Raw genomic sequence first — 15884 nt, 5'->3', positions numbered from 1 at the left:
TGGTCTTCTACTTATTTTTAAATACAATTTTAATTGTTGTACCCATTCCTGGATTGCTTTGGTAATTTATTGTGGCATCGAGCTGATCTGCCCGGTTTCTGATATTTAACATTCCGTTGCCGATTATCTGATTTCCTTCTCCTGGCATTTCCATTTTGAACCCCTTTCCATCATCTGCAATTTTCAGTTCTGCAAAACTTCCATGCTGAGAGAGATGCACAGTTAAATTTCTACAACCGGAATGTTTGATTGCATTATTGATAGCCTCTTTTAAAATTAGAAAAAGATTTTTTCTTTGTTGCATACCGATATTGGTGATAGAGAATGCTTCATCGTATTCGAAAACAAAATTGATCCCCTTAGCCCTGCATAGCGGTTCTGCGTAACTCGTGATCCGTTGCAGTAGGCTGGACAGGTTATCGTTTTTTGGATTAATGGCCCATACAATATCACTCATTTCAAGAATCATCTCATTAGCCGTTATCCCGATCGTATCCAGAACCTCGTTCATCTGACTCTGCTGATTCCCCGCTGCATATCGTCTTGCTACTTCACTGTAAACTGAGATTGAGCTTAGCGTGGAACCAATCTGATCATGGAGATCCTGGGCAATACCATTCCGGATCGCCTGCTGTTGAAGAAGGATATTCATCCTATAGCGGTAAATGAAATAAATAATGCCTGCCATTAATAAACATACAGTTGTACAAAACCATCCTGTTAACCAAAATGGAGGGCTTATAATGATGTTGATTACCGATACCTTTCGGGCGTAAGTGCCACGCCAGTTGGTCGCCTTAACCTCAAAGCGGTAAATACCAGCTTTCAAATTTGCATATTCCGCGAAATTTCGCTTACCGGCATTAATCCAACCCTGATCATACCCTTCAAGTTTATAGGCATATTGCAAGTTATCCCCGCTATATTCAGGAGCAGCATATTCAATAGTTATCTGATCCTGAGTGTGGTGGAGCTGAATTGTTTTCGCTTTAAGTAACTCATTGTGAGAGGTATTAAAAATCTTGAAATCTGTAAAGTAAATATTCGGGTTATGGTCAATCCTGGCCACTTGTGATGGGTTGAATGTGATAAAGTAATTTACCCCTGAAGCATAAATAATTCCATCGTCGTCCCTATACATATAACCGGAAAGCCCTCCGGTTTTTTGGAGTCTCGGCATGTCATAACAGCTGTAAACGTTTATTTCAGGGTCATATTTATGCACGTGACCATTACAAAGCATCCAAAGTTTATTCTGAGCATCCACCTGCAGACCTTCGGAAAGATTGCTGGATTCGTTTATATGATAGAATCGCTGCTGCTTGCCGTTGAAATAACTGATGCCCCCACCGTAAGTGCTTACCCACAAATTATTACTTAAATCCTCAATCATATCAAACACATTGTTGCTGCTCAACGAATAGCGATTATTTAGGTCATTGATGTGGTATTTTACATTCCCTGTTTTTTCGCTCCATTCGCCAAGCCCGGCCTTGAAGTTTGCTAACCACACATGCTGTTGCTTTCCTTTATAGATTTTCCGTATCATATTGTCTTTAATATCGTATCTCTTGATAATTTTCTTTACTGAATCCGCTCTTGAGGTCCATTTCTTTTCAACCAGATCATAATAAGTCAAGTAATGTCCATAGGGTGATACGATCAGGACCGGGTGATGATCAATTGTATCCCTGATCACCGAAACGATACGCGAGTTGATCAGCTTTTTCATAACCGGATCTTGAGACGTATTTGCTAAAGTGCTTAATGTGCCTGTATAAAGGTTATATCTGAAGAGTGTGAAGTCGGTGCCGATATAGAATTGTTTATCCATATCCATGAAAAAATAGGTTACAGATAAAGGCTGTCCCAGATAAGTTAACTTTTTATGGCGAATCAGTCCGCTGTGTTTCTCCTTTATATAAAGTCCGTTGCTGGTACCTATTAACAGATCTCCCTTCGCGGTTTTGTAAAAGTCATAGATGGTGACGTCCGAATCATTTTTTTTCAGTACATGCTGTTCAAAAGGGGAGAATAACGGATTATGCATATTCACGCCGTTATCTGTCCCTATCCAAATAATTCCATGACGGTCTTTGAAAACCGTATTCACATGGTCATCACTCAAGCTTCCCGCATTCTGCTTTTCATGCCTTAAGCTTACCAGGCGTTTACTAGCGGGATCAAATAAGATGAGTCCGGTTCTCCGTCCCGCCATCCATATTTTTCCGTCCACGTCTTCGGCAAACGATTGGTATTCATCCATTGCAATATTGGCACTCTTGAACGCCGCGCCATATACGCTTTCCCGCAAACCATTTCCCGCAAGTCTGTAGACTGCCTTATCCCATGACCCAAGCCAGATGCCATCCTTTTTATCTCTGAACATCGCGGTAATACTGGCATGGGGGAGCGGGGCATATAGATCCTCATACCTGTCGTCGGACTTATAGGATAAATCCCTTGTATTTATCTTGAGCAAACCTCCGCCGGCGCGGCCAACCAGTAATGTATCGCTAGTTCCCATAGTTAAGGCGAGCACACATTTGGTCCCCTTCTTTACCGGAGTATCAAATAACCCGGATCGTTTGTTGTACCGCACAGCAAAGGAGCTGTTCGTTCCAAGCCAAAGGTAATTGTATCTGTCCTCGACTATCTTATTGATGCCATTTTCCGGAATACCCCGCGGGTTATGGATATCGTAACTAAATTGTTTAAACTGCTTCCGGGCAGGTAAACGGTAATCATACCTGCTCATCCCGCCATCCTGTGTGGCAATCCAGATTACCCCATCGGAATCTTCATAAAGATCCTTTATGATATTTCCTGAAATTGTCGTCTTATCGTTATGGACATGCCTGAAGTAGGTGATCGACCGACCATCGTAACGGTTAAGGCCATCTTCGGTCCCAAACCATATAAATCCCCGCTTGTCTTCAATTATACAGTTTACTTTTTTATGGGAAAGGCCCTGATCCACATTGATTTTTTTGAAAAAAATATCCAGTGGAACAGTCGCCGCTGCAGAAGAGTTAATCAGTATAAGCAACAGCCAGATGTATCTCATAGCAAAATTTAAATCATTGCTCCAATATCCACCCCCCTGGAAGGTGGCGGTTCGTGCCCAACTGGAGGGCATTCGGAACGCGTCTTTGCGCAGGTAATTCCCTATTTTCTTAACAGTCAAATTGGTGGTTGATAATAATTTATAAAATTAGCGATTTGACTCCGCCGGAAAAGGAATTGCCCGACCCGAAGTGCACACCTAATTTGGGGATTGCGAATGCAATATTTCGTTTAATCTCCCAGGGCTTAAGCAATAATGTCGAAAATTACCATCATCTTTTCAGTAATGGGAATGATTCGAATGGTAGGCATCCAGTGCAACAATTTCTGTGGAAAACAACAGACAGAAATGACCTCGGGTTTACTCCCTTTTACTGAAGGTCCGTTCCGGCGATAACTTCAAGCCACTCTTCAATATTTTTTTCAAAAGCGGCCACCTTATCCCTGAAGCGCTTAATGGCATCTTTCCCCAAAGGAAGGTGGACTGGCGGGTTTTCAGACGAGGCAAGTTTGATAAAGGCATCTGCAAGCTTAGCAGGATCACCAGGCTGGTTATAATTTGCTTTGGTCGCAAATCCACGCATCTTGCCAACGGTGTCTGCATAATCTTCTATTACCTGTTCAGATCTGGTTAAGGAGGACTCATCAAGGAAATTAGTTCTGAAAAAACCTGGAGCCACGACTGTTGCTTTTATGCCCAGAGGCGCCAGCTCCAGCGCAAGACTTTCAGTGATCCCTTCAATCGCAAATTTAGTCGAACCATATAATCCCCATCCGATACTTGCACCAAGACCGCCAAGGGAGGAAATATTAATAATATGACCGGAACCCTGTTTACGCATGAAAGGCAATACCGCCCTGATAACGTTTAGAGTTCCGAAGACATTTACTTCATAATTTCTTTTCACCTCCGCATCCGTTCCTTCCTCAATGGCTGCAAGCAACCCGTACCCGGCATTATTCACCACCACGTCGATCCCCCAAAAATGAGTAATGCCTCTACGAACGGCTTTTTTAACCTTGGCCTCATCTGTAACGTCCATTTCGACAATATACAAGTCCTTATTATCCTTATGTTCTTCCAGACCCTTCGCGTCTTTTCGCACAGTTGCGATCACCTTGTCCCCAGACTCCAATACCTTTTTAGTGATATCCAGGCCAAAACCTCTTGATGCACCGGTTATCAGCCATATTTTTTGCTTTTTCATAATTTCTCTTTTTATTATCTAAAATACCCTCCAAAAAACTCCGGAAATCCTTTAATGCTGTTGATGAACGAATTGTAATTCTACATCAGAATATCATTCACCGGAGTAAGTGGCCGAGGTATGTTCTGCTCACCAATCATTTCTCTTAAATCAATTTCAATCGTTCTTGAAATACTGGTAATGGGGGTGTCATTCGCATTTCCTTCAAATGGATTCTCCGTACTCTCACCTACAGATTCCAGCACCAGAAACATCCATCCAACAATAACGCTTGCCGGAATGGTCAACCATATATACTCCGTTCCCAGTTTGGAGAACTCACTTAAGAATCCAAGCGGTAGCATAAGCGCCAGCAGGTATATGAAATAAAAGCTGATGCTCACGAACTGTCTCGGGTAAGGAAAGTTCTTAATCCGTTCACTTCTTCCCTGCAGATCGTACAAATCCTTCAGCAACCGTTCCAGTTCTACGTATTCATATCCCGAGAGATTGCCCGCCTGATTTAACGCCCGAAGCTGCTCAGATTGTTTCTTTATAAGCTGCGTTGCCCTGTTGCTTTTTGTCAGGATGAAATCCAGCTCCGAGGGGTCTAAAAAGGCTTTAAGCTCTTTTGTTATCTCGCTCTCCCATTCCGGTACGGTGAAATATTTGGAATACTCAACGTAGCTGTTTTTGGTTTTAACATTCTCCCAGCTTCTGGATTCCCGCAACTGAAACCTCAATGCAGTCAGCCATCCCAGATGCCTATAGATTAATTTTTTGTGGATTTCCTGCTCCTGTTCACCACTTGATTTAATAAAACTCGTAACCATTACACCCCAGCTGCGGCTGGAGTTTACAATGCCGCCCCAGATCTGTCTCGCCTCCCAGGCCCGGTTATAGGTTTGGGTGTTACGAAACCCAGCAATGAAAGATGCCGCCGTACCGACCAGGGCCACAGGTACCCAGGGAATTGCAAGCCACTTAAAGTCCAGAAAATAGTAAAGCAGGCATGGAATCGTGCTGACAATAATCATGAAGTAAATAAACCTTCTTGACCATGGAATGAAATGAGAAAGACTGTAATATTTTCCGGTATTCATAATTCAATGCTTTTAGATCTTAATCGTCAATTAGGTGGATTGTTGTAATTTATGGGTAAAAGCAAAGAGACACCTGATAGGTGCCTCCATTACTACTTAACAACCTATATCGTTGCTTCCCATGCATTTTTTTGATTTTCCTTAAGCATGTCCTCGATTGCTTTAGGTACGACATTTCTGAATTTTCCGGTTTCAGACGGTACAATTTCAATCATCGCATCTATCATTTCGTTTGGATCCAGTCTTCCTTCAGGCACACCAAGCATTGCATCAAAGACAGCTTTAAGTTCTGCTTTTTTGGTATAGTTAACTTCATCATTTAACCAGCGGAATGGTGTTTCAGCCATAGTCTCATTATAACCGGTTAAGTATGGACCCGGATTCACGGTTTGAATCTGAATGCCGAACTGTTTCACTTCCTGTTGTAAAGCCTCAGCGATAGACTCAAGCGCATGTTTTGTGGAAACATATATACCGAATCCCGCAGGTGTGAACAATCCGCCCATTGAAGAGGTGAATACAACTTTACCTTTTTTCTTGCCAACGATGAACTGATTGATAAATTTTTGTGCAAGGTTTAATGGTGCGAATACGTTGGTTTCAAAGTTCCTGCGAACCAGGCCCAAAGGAATTTCGAATACCGGACCCGCTTCACCAATACCTGCATTGCTGAACAATACGTCGATGTCCCAAGTTAATGCATAAGCAACATCGTATTCATCAAGGATATCCAGTTTCTCAACCCTTAAATTATCCTGTAAACCCAGGTCAATTGCTTTTTCGCGTAATGGGGTTACTTGTGGTGAAATTTGCACGCCTGCGATTACTTTGTGGCCCAATTTAGCTAATCCTATGGCTACGCCTTCTCCGAAACCAGAGCCTGCTCCGGTAATCAAAATTGTTTTTGTGTTTGACATGATTTTAAAAATTTAAGTTTATATGTGATTTATGATTTTTTGATTTGTTAAATGATGCTGCCTGCAGTTGCAATCTCGAAATCCTGATCCGGACTTCCTCCTGATACGCCAATGTATGCGACAATATTCCCTTCGGCTTTTACCGGCATACCACCCTTAAATCCTACAAGCCCGCCACTGGTTTGAAGCATTCCATAAGTGCCCATCTCAGGAGCTAAAAATTGGCCAACCTGCTCAGAATTCATTCTGAATAACATAGCCGTTTTAGCTTTGCCCGCCGAGATATCGATCGAGCCCAGAAATGCATCATCCATTCTGAAAAATAATTTTTGATGTCCTGCTGTATCCAGTATTGTAATGTTGGCATTCACGCCGATTTCATTTGCCTTGTCAATAGCCTGAGTCAGGGCTTTGAAAGTTTGTGTGTGATTGATTTCCATTTTATTTAAGTTTTTTGTTTTCGTTTTGATATACCAAAGGTCACAAGAAATGGTGCCCTGATCTGTACCAATTTCAAAGGTTATGTTATTAATTTCAAAGATTTGATGGCTTTATCGGCATTAGAATCATATTTATGGCCAGTCAAGGCATCAATTCCTAAATAAAAAATGCGTCTCTTTTAAGAAACGCATTTGAATGTTAAGCAGCATCAGCACTACATGCTTTGGCGGTATATAAGCGGGGTACTTTGTGTATGCTTTTTGAAATAAGTGCTAAAGTTCTGAGGTTCCATAAAACCCAGTCTGTAGGAAATTTCTTTCAAGGGAATAGTGGAATTTCTTAGCAACGATTTCGCCTCGCTAATCGTTTTCTCCGCAATCCAGCAACCAACTGATTTGCCGGTCTGGCTTTTCACAATGTTATTTAAATAATTGGGGTGCAGACATAGCTCATCAGCATAATCCTGAACCCGGTTTGCCCGCTCATGCATGCCTTTACTCAATTCACGGTAATGTTTTTCAAGCATGATCTTGAACTTATTTGTAATTTCGGATGCCCTGGTCAACTGCATCTCGGTGGCAGGTCCCTGCCACCAGAATTCTTTTATCTTTAAAAGAACCGCAACCATCAGGTGTCCGATCAGTTTGTTTTTATATGGAGAGCTGGACGCATAGGCACTTTGTATCTGCAGGTATAAATGTTCAAGCTCACTGAACTGGGCCTGACTTAAAACCTTTGGATTTAAGGATTCACAAAGTAGAAAAGGAAATTCATCGAAAACTTCGGGATGAACATTCTCTTTTAAGAATCCCTCACTCAAGGTCAGATAGTGCAGGCTTTCTACATAATCCAGGCTGAATTGTCTGATATATCCCGGATTGTTGAAATATACAGTTCCCGGAACAACATCAAATGAATTCCCGTCGCAATAGCATTTTCCCAGGGCCTGCTTTGCGAACACAAAAGAAAAAAAGTTTGCTCTATATATCGGTGACCTTTTCAAGGAGTGTAATGGAAAGGATTTGAGATTATAGATGCTGAATTCGCTGTCTGCTCTTAACTGCTCAGGTGATAATCCCAGTTCTGTATAAAAGTCATGCACTTTATTAAAATTCAGCAATTTGGTTATTTTGGTTTCCATGGTCTTAGGTTTTATATGTTTGTAAAAAAATACTGTCCGCTTATTACTGCACTTAAATCACTGGACAGGAATTCAGTCAGGTTTGCCAGATCATCCAGTTCGGTATATCTTTTAAGTAAGGTTTTTTGAACTGAAAAGTGTATGTGCTCAGAACCGGTTTGCTGGTCGAGTTGAAAGATATCCTGATTTAACCCGTAAGGTATAATGGTATTGAATACCGCCTCTTTTTCCCCTATAGATCTGGAGTGCGTCAGAATCGCATCTCGAAGATCCTGTGAAAATTCGCTTGGGGTTCCGGCTTGCAGTATTTGCCGGATTATTGGACTTAGGTAGATGATGTGTCCACGCTCGTTAATCAATGCGGCCGCATTGCTGAAAAGCTCAAGAAGATTTTTGCGATCTGAATCTTTCGGATCTGCTTCATCACTAATTGCCCCGTTAATGATCAGAATATCAATTACCGGATGTGCAATGGTAAGGGTACCGAAAAAATCCCTAATCTTTACCAATGATTTTAGATCGTGTTTTATCTCCACTGCCCGGCTGCCCATAGCTCTAATCGTACTCAATGTTTGGCTGATTTCGCAGCCCGTAGCCTCATGGTGAAGAAGAACTTGTGCGCCCAGCGCACCCAGCCGTTCAGCAACCACTTTACCGACCGGATCGCCGGCGTTTATAACCAGCGCTGTTTTGTGAATTAATGTCTGCATACCAATATGAATTTGTTAATTCAAAGGTGTGGATAAATGCAGGCAGAGGAATTACACATTCCATTGTATGTATTGCAAAAATCATGGATTTGAAGGAAATCCATGATTTTTGCAATATCAAATCCAAAAAAAAAGAGTGAAGTACATTTGTACTTCACTCTCTTAACATGCCTGTTAATTAATGATTACTAATGTCCGGGCAACCTTTTCATAATGTCTCCGAATTCAATTCCATCCAGAAACGCTGTAACGTGAATAATCTTGCCTTCCTTCATCTGCATGAACCAGGCATAGGCGCTTTTATATCCTTTGCCATCTTTTGCGGTAGCGACCCCGTCCCAGTAAGCAATAACCACATCGCCATCCCCATAAATCGCATGCACAGTAGGGACTATTTTTTTTGAAAACCTACGGTTTAACGGATCGATGACCTCATCGATAAATTGTTTTTTGTTTTTGTAGGTTTTAGAATAAGGCGTGCTGCCCGTAATCGTCCATACCATATCATCATGAAGGAGATCAAAGAAATTACCGGTACCTGCCGTCCATCCCGCAAATCCTGACCGGATGGCTTCTTTATTCGCTTGTGTCGTTTCTATACTAGTTTGTGCCATAACGTTGCTTATATTAAATAAAACACCTAAAATGATGCTGATCAAAAATATCCTGTAGATATAATTCAACTTTTTTTCGCTTTGGGTTTCCATAGTTTTTAATTTAAATTGTGACGGTTATTTCTTTACCACTTCGGCAAGCTCGATCATATTTCCCCAAGGGTCTTGGAAGAAAGCAAGTTTTCTGGTGATCGCTTCCAGGTAGAATGGTTCACCAACAATGCTTACGCCACGTTTTTTAAGTTCCTTCAACGTTTGGTCCAGATCATTAACATGCAGGCAAAGATGGTGATATCCTCCATCTTCCAGGCTTTTACCTAAGTCATCATATTTAACTTTGTTTTTAAGTTTTCCTTCCGCAAGGATCTCTATCCAGAAGTCATTGTTGTTTGCCGGCGCCAGATAAGCCAATTTCTCATCCGCATATGGCCACTCGTGAATAATACGGAAATCCAGCTTTTCAGTGTACCACTTCACTGCCGCCTCGTATTCCGGCACCCGTATACCGACATGGTTCCCATGCATACCTGCCAGCGGGCTTTGTGGTTTTAAGGCAGGCATTACAAATCCTGTTTTTGAATCCTGTGCAAACAGGCTCATTGCGGACATTAAAATTAGTGCATAGGCAATAAGGAATAATTTGATGTTCGTTTTCATAATCTTAAGTTTTAAAAGTTTAATAATTTATTTTGCTAACCGCCATGATGTGGCTTTTTATTATTGTTAGTACAAATTTCTTAAACTCTACACCCTCAGTATTAGTAAAATCGCAGGAATCATTATGAATTTCAAAGATAGTACCTCATACTTCAGACTTGCTGCATATCCTTGGATATCAACTGCCTCCGCTGCCTATTGTATATATACCACATCAGCAGAAATGATGGAAGAATTAAAATCAGGTAACTGTAACTTAAATTTGCCTCGTCCTTCGCAGGAATATGGGCAATGATACCATACGTAAAAACGGAAAGAATAATATAAACTGAACCACCAGTAAGTCCACCCGCAATGCCTGCATTTTTTGGGAATCTACTCAGGCAATAGGTGAAGTAATTATTGTAGGTAAAACCTGCGCCAACATGAAGGATAAAAGCAAAGAAAACAAGTGAATAAAGATTGGAGACATAACCCACACTGATAATCATTAGCACGGCAAAGAAAACCTGTAAACCTCCGTTTAGCAGGAGTTTTTTGTAAAAAGGTTTTCCAATAGTAGCCTTACCAATAAAACCGCCGAGCATCCAGGCCATTCCCAATATAAAGGAAGCATTACCGGCAGTGGTCGGACTTAGGCCCAAATGATGTTCAATGATGTATGGTCCGGTCATATTGTAGATCATCACCATTGCATATGCAAAGCAAAGCATCAGTACCCCCAAGGTAAAATCAGTGGTCTTTAACATTTCAACATAAACCTTCACCACTCTTCTAAGCTGAAAACCGGCAGCAATTTTTAAGGTCTCCCCACTATACATCAGCTCCAGGACACAGAAAATAGCGCCATAAACGGCCAAAAAATAGAAGTTAGCATACCATCCAAACAAACTTTCCAGATATCCGCCTAGAAATGGGGCGAGGATGGGCCCCGCAGACCAGATGATGGTAAACAGGCTCAGGTAGTTTTTTAAGCGTGTTCCTTCAAACCTGTCAACAAAAAAAGCCCGCTTTGCAACGACTATAATAGCAACGGTAATGCCATGAATGACCCGCATCACGTAAATAAGATAAATGTTATCCGTTAACGCAATGCACAAGCTTGCCAGCGTAAAGAACACTATTGCCCAGGTCGAAAACTTATATCTCCCATAACTGTCGAGAATGCTTCCAATGAAAATTTGGGATAACCCGTAACTCACTAAAAATAGTGTCAGCGTTAGTTGAACTTCCAAACTCCCTGTATGTAAATCCCGTCCCATGTTAGGAAGTGAAGGAATATAAATATCGGTTGCAAAACCTGGTAAAGGAATTAAAGCAAATGCCAGCCAGGTGGCCAGCCGCTCGTTCTGTTTTTTTAACATATCCGTTATATAAAAAGTGATAATTAATCCGATGTGAAAAGCTCCGAAAATCAATCAGAAAGTGAAATTACTCATTGAAAACCTCATTTAGAGGCTTTGGGAGAGGAATCTTTGAAGTTCATAATGTAATCTTTGAATTTACTATAACCTGCCCCATCAAATGTGAGCAACTTTGAATCATCAAAAAAAAGAATATGAAAACTCAAAAAACATGGATCATCACCGGCGCCTCGAGAGGATTCGGTAATGAAATAACAAAAGCAGTATTGGCAGCAGGTGATAAAGTAGTGGCAACAGTACGATCAAAACCGGAAGTATTGTTTCAACAGTTTAATGCCCATGAAAATCTTTTGGTCGTTACCCTGGATGTAACTAATCAGGATCAGGCAAAATCTGTGGCTAAGCAGGCAACTGAAAGATTCGGTAACATAGATGTGTTGGTAAACAATGCAGGATATGGCATATTGGCTGCAGTTGAAGAGGCAACCGATGAAGAAAGTAAGGCCAATTATGAAGCAAATGTGTTTGGTACCCTAAATCTGATCCGGGCAGTTCTTCCTTACATGCGTGAAAAACGTTCAGGACACATCATCAACGTTTCTTCAGTAGGTGGACTGTTTGGTTACGTGGGCTGGGGTATCTATGGCTCAACTAAGTTTGCAATCGAGGGAATTACAGAATCACTTGCCCAGGAAGTCAAACCGCTTGGCATCCATGCAACAGTTGTTGCGCCAGGATTCTTCCGTACAAACTTTTTAGATGAATCCTCTCTTTCACGTACTGAAAATATTATCGAGGATTATGCAGAAACCGTTGGTGCCATGCGAGATTTCGCTACCCAGGCAAACCATAATCAACCGGGAGATCCTAAAAAATTAGCGGAGGCGTTCCTTCAGCTTGCGGCCGCTGAAAATCCACCTGTACATTTGCTTTTAGGGAATGATACCCTTCAAACCTACCGTGATAAAACTGCGGCAATGGAAAAAGATATTCAGGACTGGCATGCCGTTGTGACCGGTACTGACCACGAAGATGTGAAGTTGGCAAATGCATAAGGCAGGGAATTTGTGAGGGTGATAGAGCGGGGGGCTAGGCTACCCGCTTTTTTTTTGGCCAACTGTTCTCGTCGACTGAACTGGGAATTGGACCTCGAATGATAAGGACTAATTCTGAATGTTGCTTTAAATTATTCATTTGTTAGTTAATAGATGAGGAGTAAAACCATATTTGGTTTTTCCAATCACTATCGTAATGTTAAACCAACTCTGCCCTCGCGAATATTATCTTCTCTCCTTTAAAAACTAAATCAAAGGTTCCCTTCAACTTTCGAGTGGAAAAGGTGCCGGTAAAATCCAAGTCAAGATGGACTTCCTTTTCAGATATTATCTTAATATTCTTTAAATAGGTCTGTGTCTGATATCCAATAAAATATTCTTCAAAGTATGCCCTTATTCCGGCGTGTCCTTTGAAGTCTGATCCTGCTGTCGGATCATCAAGTACCGCATCACTATGGTAAGTATTTAAATAATTTTCTATATCGTATGCATTGCTCACAGCAATCCATTCATTTACAAATTTTTTAATGTCCATTAATTTATGAATTATTTATATGCAAATATCCGGTGCCCGAGACTTGGACAGGTAGCCAAAAAGACGTTTGTTGTAGCCAAAATACCGGTAGTGAGATTTCCCTTCTGGCCTTTTGATTTTGTGCGCAATCACCAAAATAGGGTATTCGAAACAAGAAGCCTTCTGCCTTGGTTTAAATTATCTTTGAAATTCATAAAAGAAGATGTGCTTTTGATAATGGGATTGAAAACCAATAAAGCAAATTTGAAGAATAAATATTGATGTTATGAATAATACCAAAGTATGGTTAATTACCGGCTGTTCTACAGGGCTTGGTCGTGCTCTGGCCTTTGCAGCCTTGGAAGCAGGTTACCGCGTAGGGGTGGCAGCCAGAAAAACCGAAGATGTTATCGATATAATTGACCTATATCCATCCACGGCTCTAGAACTTAAACTTGATGTCACCGAACCGGAACAAGTTGAACACGCCGTTGAAGCGCTCATTCAAAAATTCGGAACCATTGACGTTTTAGTGAATAATGCAGGTTTAGGCTATTTTGGAGCTGTAGAAGAAAGTGATGAAAAAGAGGTTCGATACATGTTTGAAGTGAACTTCTGGGGCACCTCATCCCTAATCAGATCGGTATTACCAGTTATGAGGCACAATCATAGTGGGCACATCATTAATATTTCTTCAATTGGTGGCCTTAAATCCTTTCCTTCACTTGGCTACTATCATGCAACTAAATATGCAGTTGATGGATTTTCAGAAGCCTTAGCAAAGGAAACAGCACCTCTTGGCATAAAAGTAACAATAGTTGCCCCTGGAAATTTGCGAACAGACTGGGCCGGGCGCTCAGCAAAAGATAACGAACTTTCCATTGATGATTATACCCAAACGGCCGGAGCAATCAAATCTTGGGTAAGGGGAATTAGTGGTCAACAGGAGGGAGACCCTGCCAGAGCGGCCCGCGCAATTATAGCAGTTGTGCAAGCCCCTGAACCTCCATTAAGACTTTTATTAGGAGACGATGCCCTTCAGGGCGCCAGGGAAAAACTCCAGGAACTGAAAATTGATTTTGACACCTGGGAAGACACTACAAAAAGCATTTCTTTTAACTAATGTATTTTAGTAGAGCGGGATGTTTCTGATATTCCGTAATTTAGTAGCTACAAGCTACGCGCTGTCTTCAGGGACAACACTTTAAAAACTTTATCAATGAAAACAACTATTGATTCAAAAATTATTGACACCCTCAGAGATCTTCCCGACATGATTCCGGTGCTCCGTGATTCCTATGAGAACTGGACAATCCGCGTCTTCAACCGGGAACAGCATGAATGCCGGAATTACCTTTCGCCAAATCGCCGCGATTTTTACAAAGCCCTTTTAATTACCAAAGGAACCGGTGTATTTACGATGGGTCTCAATACTTACTATATCGAGGAACCCACCTTACTTTTTATACATCCCAATGACATTATTTCCTGGAGGAATCTGTCGGAGGAATCCGGCGGATATTATGTGCTTTTCCGCAAATCCTTCATAAATACTCATCAACAGCTTAAATCCGTTATAGAAAAATTCGGCCTCTTTTCCGAAAAGAATAAAAGCGTTATCCGGTTACAGCAATCCGAATCCAATACCATCAACCGTTTCTTTGAGCAACTGAAAGCTGAAGAGGTGGAAAATGGCGACTATAAAGAAGAGTCAATGCAGGCATATCTGCAGCTGCTGATGATAGAAAGTATGAAAATTGGCCGCTTTCCAAAGCCCGATTCGGTGAGTGAAGATTTCGGGCATATTCATCAGTTCTTCAATTTACTGGAAAGTGAAACTTCTAATATAAATTATAGTTCACCCATTAGAATAAAGACAGCAAAGGAATTTGCATATAACCTGAACGTTCATCCCAACTATCTAAATGAACTGCTCAAAAAGCACACCGGTCAGAATGCCAGTACACACATACGTAACCGCATATTGGAAGAGGCTAAAGTGTTGCTTTTGCAAACCGACTGGAGTCTTCAGGATATTAGTTATAGCATCGGCTTTGCAGAGCAACCTAATTTTAATCTGTTTTTTAAAAAGAACACCGGAACTACCCCTGCAGAATTTCGAAGGAGCTATTCTGCCTAAAAATAATAACTTTTATCAGCCTCTGCGTATAGCAGAGGTTTTTTTGTGTCCGCTGATATCTTTGAAATTCATAATATTAGCTTTGTATTTGCTACAAATCGTTAGCCTGGATTTGAAGAAATTTGATTCATCATTTCATTAATAGAAAAGAAAGATGAAAAAATCAATATTAATAATCGGCGCAGGACCAGGTTTAAGCCAGGGTGTTGCCGAAAAGTTTGGCGACAATGGCTTCAATGTTAGCCTGATCAGCAGAAATGCTTCCAAATTAGGGGAATTAAAAAAATCCCTCTCCGAAAAAGGAATAAATGTAAATTATCTCGCAGCGGATGCAGGTAAATCTTCGGATTTAACCAAGGCAATCACCGCACTTATCACACAATCAGGTGGATTTGATGTTGTCCTGTATAATGCGGCCGTTCTAAAGCAAAAAGACATTCTGGAAGAAAGTACTGAAGAACTGATATCAGATTTTACAGTAAACGTGGCCAATGCCCTGATCGCTTTTCAAGCAACTTACTCCACTCTAAAAGAGCGAAAAGGAGTATTCCTGATTACCGGGGGAGGATTTGGTATTCATCCAAACGCGGATTACGGCTCGCTCTCTATTGGTAAAGCAGCGTTGAGAAGCCTTGCCTATCAGCTGAACGAACGCGTGAAATCCGACGGTATATTTACAGGATTGGTGTCGGTTGCAGGCCTTATCTCCAGCGACAGCGAAACCCATAGTCCCAAAATTCTTGCTGAAGATTTCTACCAGCTTTACACTGAAAGAAAAGTCGTAGAAATTTTCCATTAAGGCAACAAGTTTCGTTTCAAGCAAAGCAGCTCATGAGGCTGCTTTTTTTTGACTATTCAAATAAGAAATCCCGCTTCGCCTTTATAGCAGATATCTGTGAAATTCATAATTTATCCTTTGTCTTTACTAATCTGATAACTGTCAATTTGCAGAACTTTATCCTATCAAAACTTAAA

General features: G+C 41.2%; 15 protein-coding genes. 4 read left to right on the top strand and 11 right to left on the bottom strand.

The annotated features are described in order from the left end of the window. Window positions 1-7: 7 nt before the first annotated feature. The 10 genes from ASE74_RS04905 to ASE74_RS04860 all read right to left on the bottom strand — a co-directional run bounded on the left by ASE74_RS04905 (window position 8) and on the right by ASE74_RS04860 (window position 11200). Window positions 8-3187 (bottom strand): two-component regulator propeller domain-containing protein, encoded by a 3180-nt coding sequence (locus ASE74_RS04905; RefSeq protein WP_235526007.1) that lies wholly within the window; start codon window positions 3185-3187, stop codon window positions 8-10. Between the two features lie 250 nt (window positions 3188-3437). Continuing rightward, a complete protein-coding gene (locus ASE74_RS04900; protein WP_055905031.1) occupies window positions 3438-4274 on the bottom strand; it encodes an oxidoreductase in 837 nt (278 codons plus the stop codon). Between the two features lie 80 nt (window positions 4275-4354). Then, a complete protein-coding gene (locus ASE74_RS04895) occupies window positions 4355-5356 on the bottom strand; it encodes a bestrophin family protein (protein WP_055905028.1) in 1002 nt (333 codons plus the stop codon). 104 nt (window positions 5357-5460) lie between these two features. Beyond that, window positions 5461-6273 carry an SDR family oxidoreductase gene (locus tag ASE74_RS04890; RefSeq protein WP_055905025.1) on the bottom strand — a complete coding sequence of 271 codons (813 nt, stop codon included), beginning with the start codon at window positions 6271-6273 and terminating at the stop codon, window positions 5461-5463. A gap of 47 nt (window positions 6274-6320) precedes the next feature. Next, complete coding sequence (locus ASE74_RS04885; RefSeq protein ID WP_055905022.1) at window positions 6321-6713, bottom strand: heme-binding protein; 393 nt, start codon at window positions 6711-6713, stop codon at window positions 6321-6323. A 215-nt stretch (window positions 6714-6928) separates the two neighbouring features. Further along, on the bottom strand, window positions 6929-7855 hold the full coding sequence (locus ASE74_RS04880) for an AraC family transcriptional regulator (protein ID WP_055905019.1): 927 nt from the start codon (window positions 7853-7855) through the stop codon (window positions 6929-6931). A gap of 11 nt (window positions 7856-7866) precedes the next feature. Continuing rightward, on the bottom strand, window positions 7867-8565 hold the full coding sequence (locus tag ASE74_RS04875; RefSeq protein WP_055905016.1) for an SDR family oxidoreductase: 699 nt from the start codon (window positions 8563-8565) through the stop codon (window positions 7867-7869). A gap of 188 nt (window positions 8566-8753) precedes the next feature. Next, the gene (locus tag ASE74_RS04870) at window positions 8754-9272 is read right to left on the bottom strand and encodes a nuclear transport factor 2 family protein (RefSeq protein WP_235526006.1); all 519 of its coding nucleotides are present in this window, start codon (window positions 9270-9272) and stop codon (window positions 8754-8756) included. A 24-nt stretch (window positions 9273-9296) separates the two neighbouring features. After that, window positions 9297-9836: a VOC family protein gene (locus ASE74_RS04865; protein WP_200912263.1), complete on the bottom strand. Its 540-nt coding sequence runs from the start codon at window positions 9834-9836 to the stop codon at window positions 9297-9299. A 152-nt stretch (window positions 9837-9988) separates the two neighbouring features. Further along, window positions 9989-11200: an MFS transporter gene (locus tag ASE74_RS04860; protein WP_055905013.1), complete on the bottom strand. Its 1212-nt coding sequence runs from the start codon at window positions 11198-11200 to the stop codon at window positions 9989-9991. 194 nt (window positions 11201-11394) lie between these two features. Here ASE74_RS04860 and ASE74_RS04855 point away from each other — a divergent pair, with 194 nt between their 5' ends. Next, complete coding sequence (locus ASE74_RS04855; protein ID WP_055905010.1) at window positions 11395-12255, top strand: oxidoreductase; 861 nt, start codon at window positions 11395-11397, stop codon at window positions 12253-12255. Window positions 12256-12454: 199 nt separating this feature from the next. Here the strand turns inward: ASE74_RS04855 and ASE74_RS04850 are convergent, their stop codons facing one another. Next, window positions 12455-12790 (bottom strand): nuclear transport factor 2 family protein, encoded by a 336-nt coding sequence (locus ASE74_RS04850; RefSeq protein WP_055905007.1) that lies wholly within the window; start codon window positions 12788-12790, stop codon window positions 12455-12457. Between the two features lie 265 nt (window positions 12791-13055). On the opposite strand from ASE74_RS04850, the gene ASE74_RS04840 reads away from it, so the two are divergent. The 3 genes from ASE74_RS04840 to ASE74_RS04830 all read left to right on the top strand — a co-directional run bounded on the left by ASE74_RS04840 (window position 13056) and on the right by ASE74_RS04830 (window position 15708). Next, complete coding sequence (locus tag ASE74_RS04840; RefSeq protein WP_055905001.1) at window positions 13056-13892, top strand: oxidoreductase; 837 nt, start codon at window positions 13056-13058, stop codon at window positions 13890-13892. A gap of 96 nt (window positions 13893-13988) precedes the next feature. Beyond that, window positions 13989-14909 (top strand): helix-turn-helix domain-containing protein, encoded by a 921-nt coding sequence (locus tag ASE74_RS04835; RefSeq protein WP_055904998.1) that lies wholly within the window; start codon window positions 13989-13991, stop codon window positions 14907-14909. A gap of 154 nt (window positions 14910-15063) precedes the next feature. Then, complete coding sequence (locus ASE74_RS04830) at window positions 15064-15708, top strand: SDR family oxidoreductase (protein WP_055904995.1); 645 nt, start codon at window positions 15064-15066, stop codon at window positions 15706-15708. Window positions 15709-15884 lie beyond the last annotated feature (176 nt).

The sequence above is a fragment of the Pedobacter sp. Leaf216 genome (assembly GCF_001421515.1).
In the GTDB taxonomy this organism is placed as follows: Bacteria; Bacteroidota; Bacteroidia; order Sphingobacteriales; family Sphingobacteriaceae; genus Pedobacter.
The sequence above is the reverse complement of the archived record's forward strand: the minus strand, read 5'-3'. Positions and strand labels throughout refer to the sequence as shown.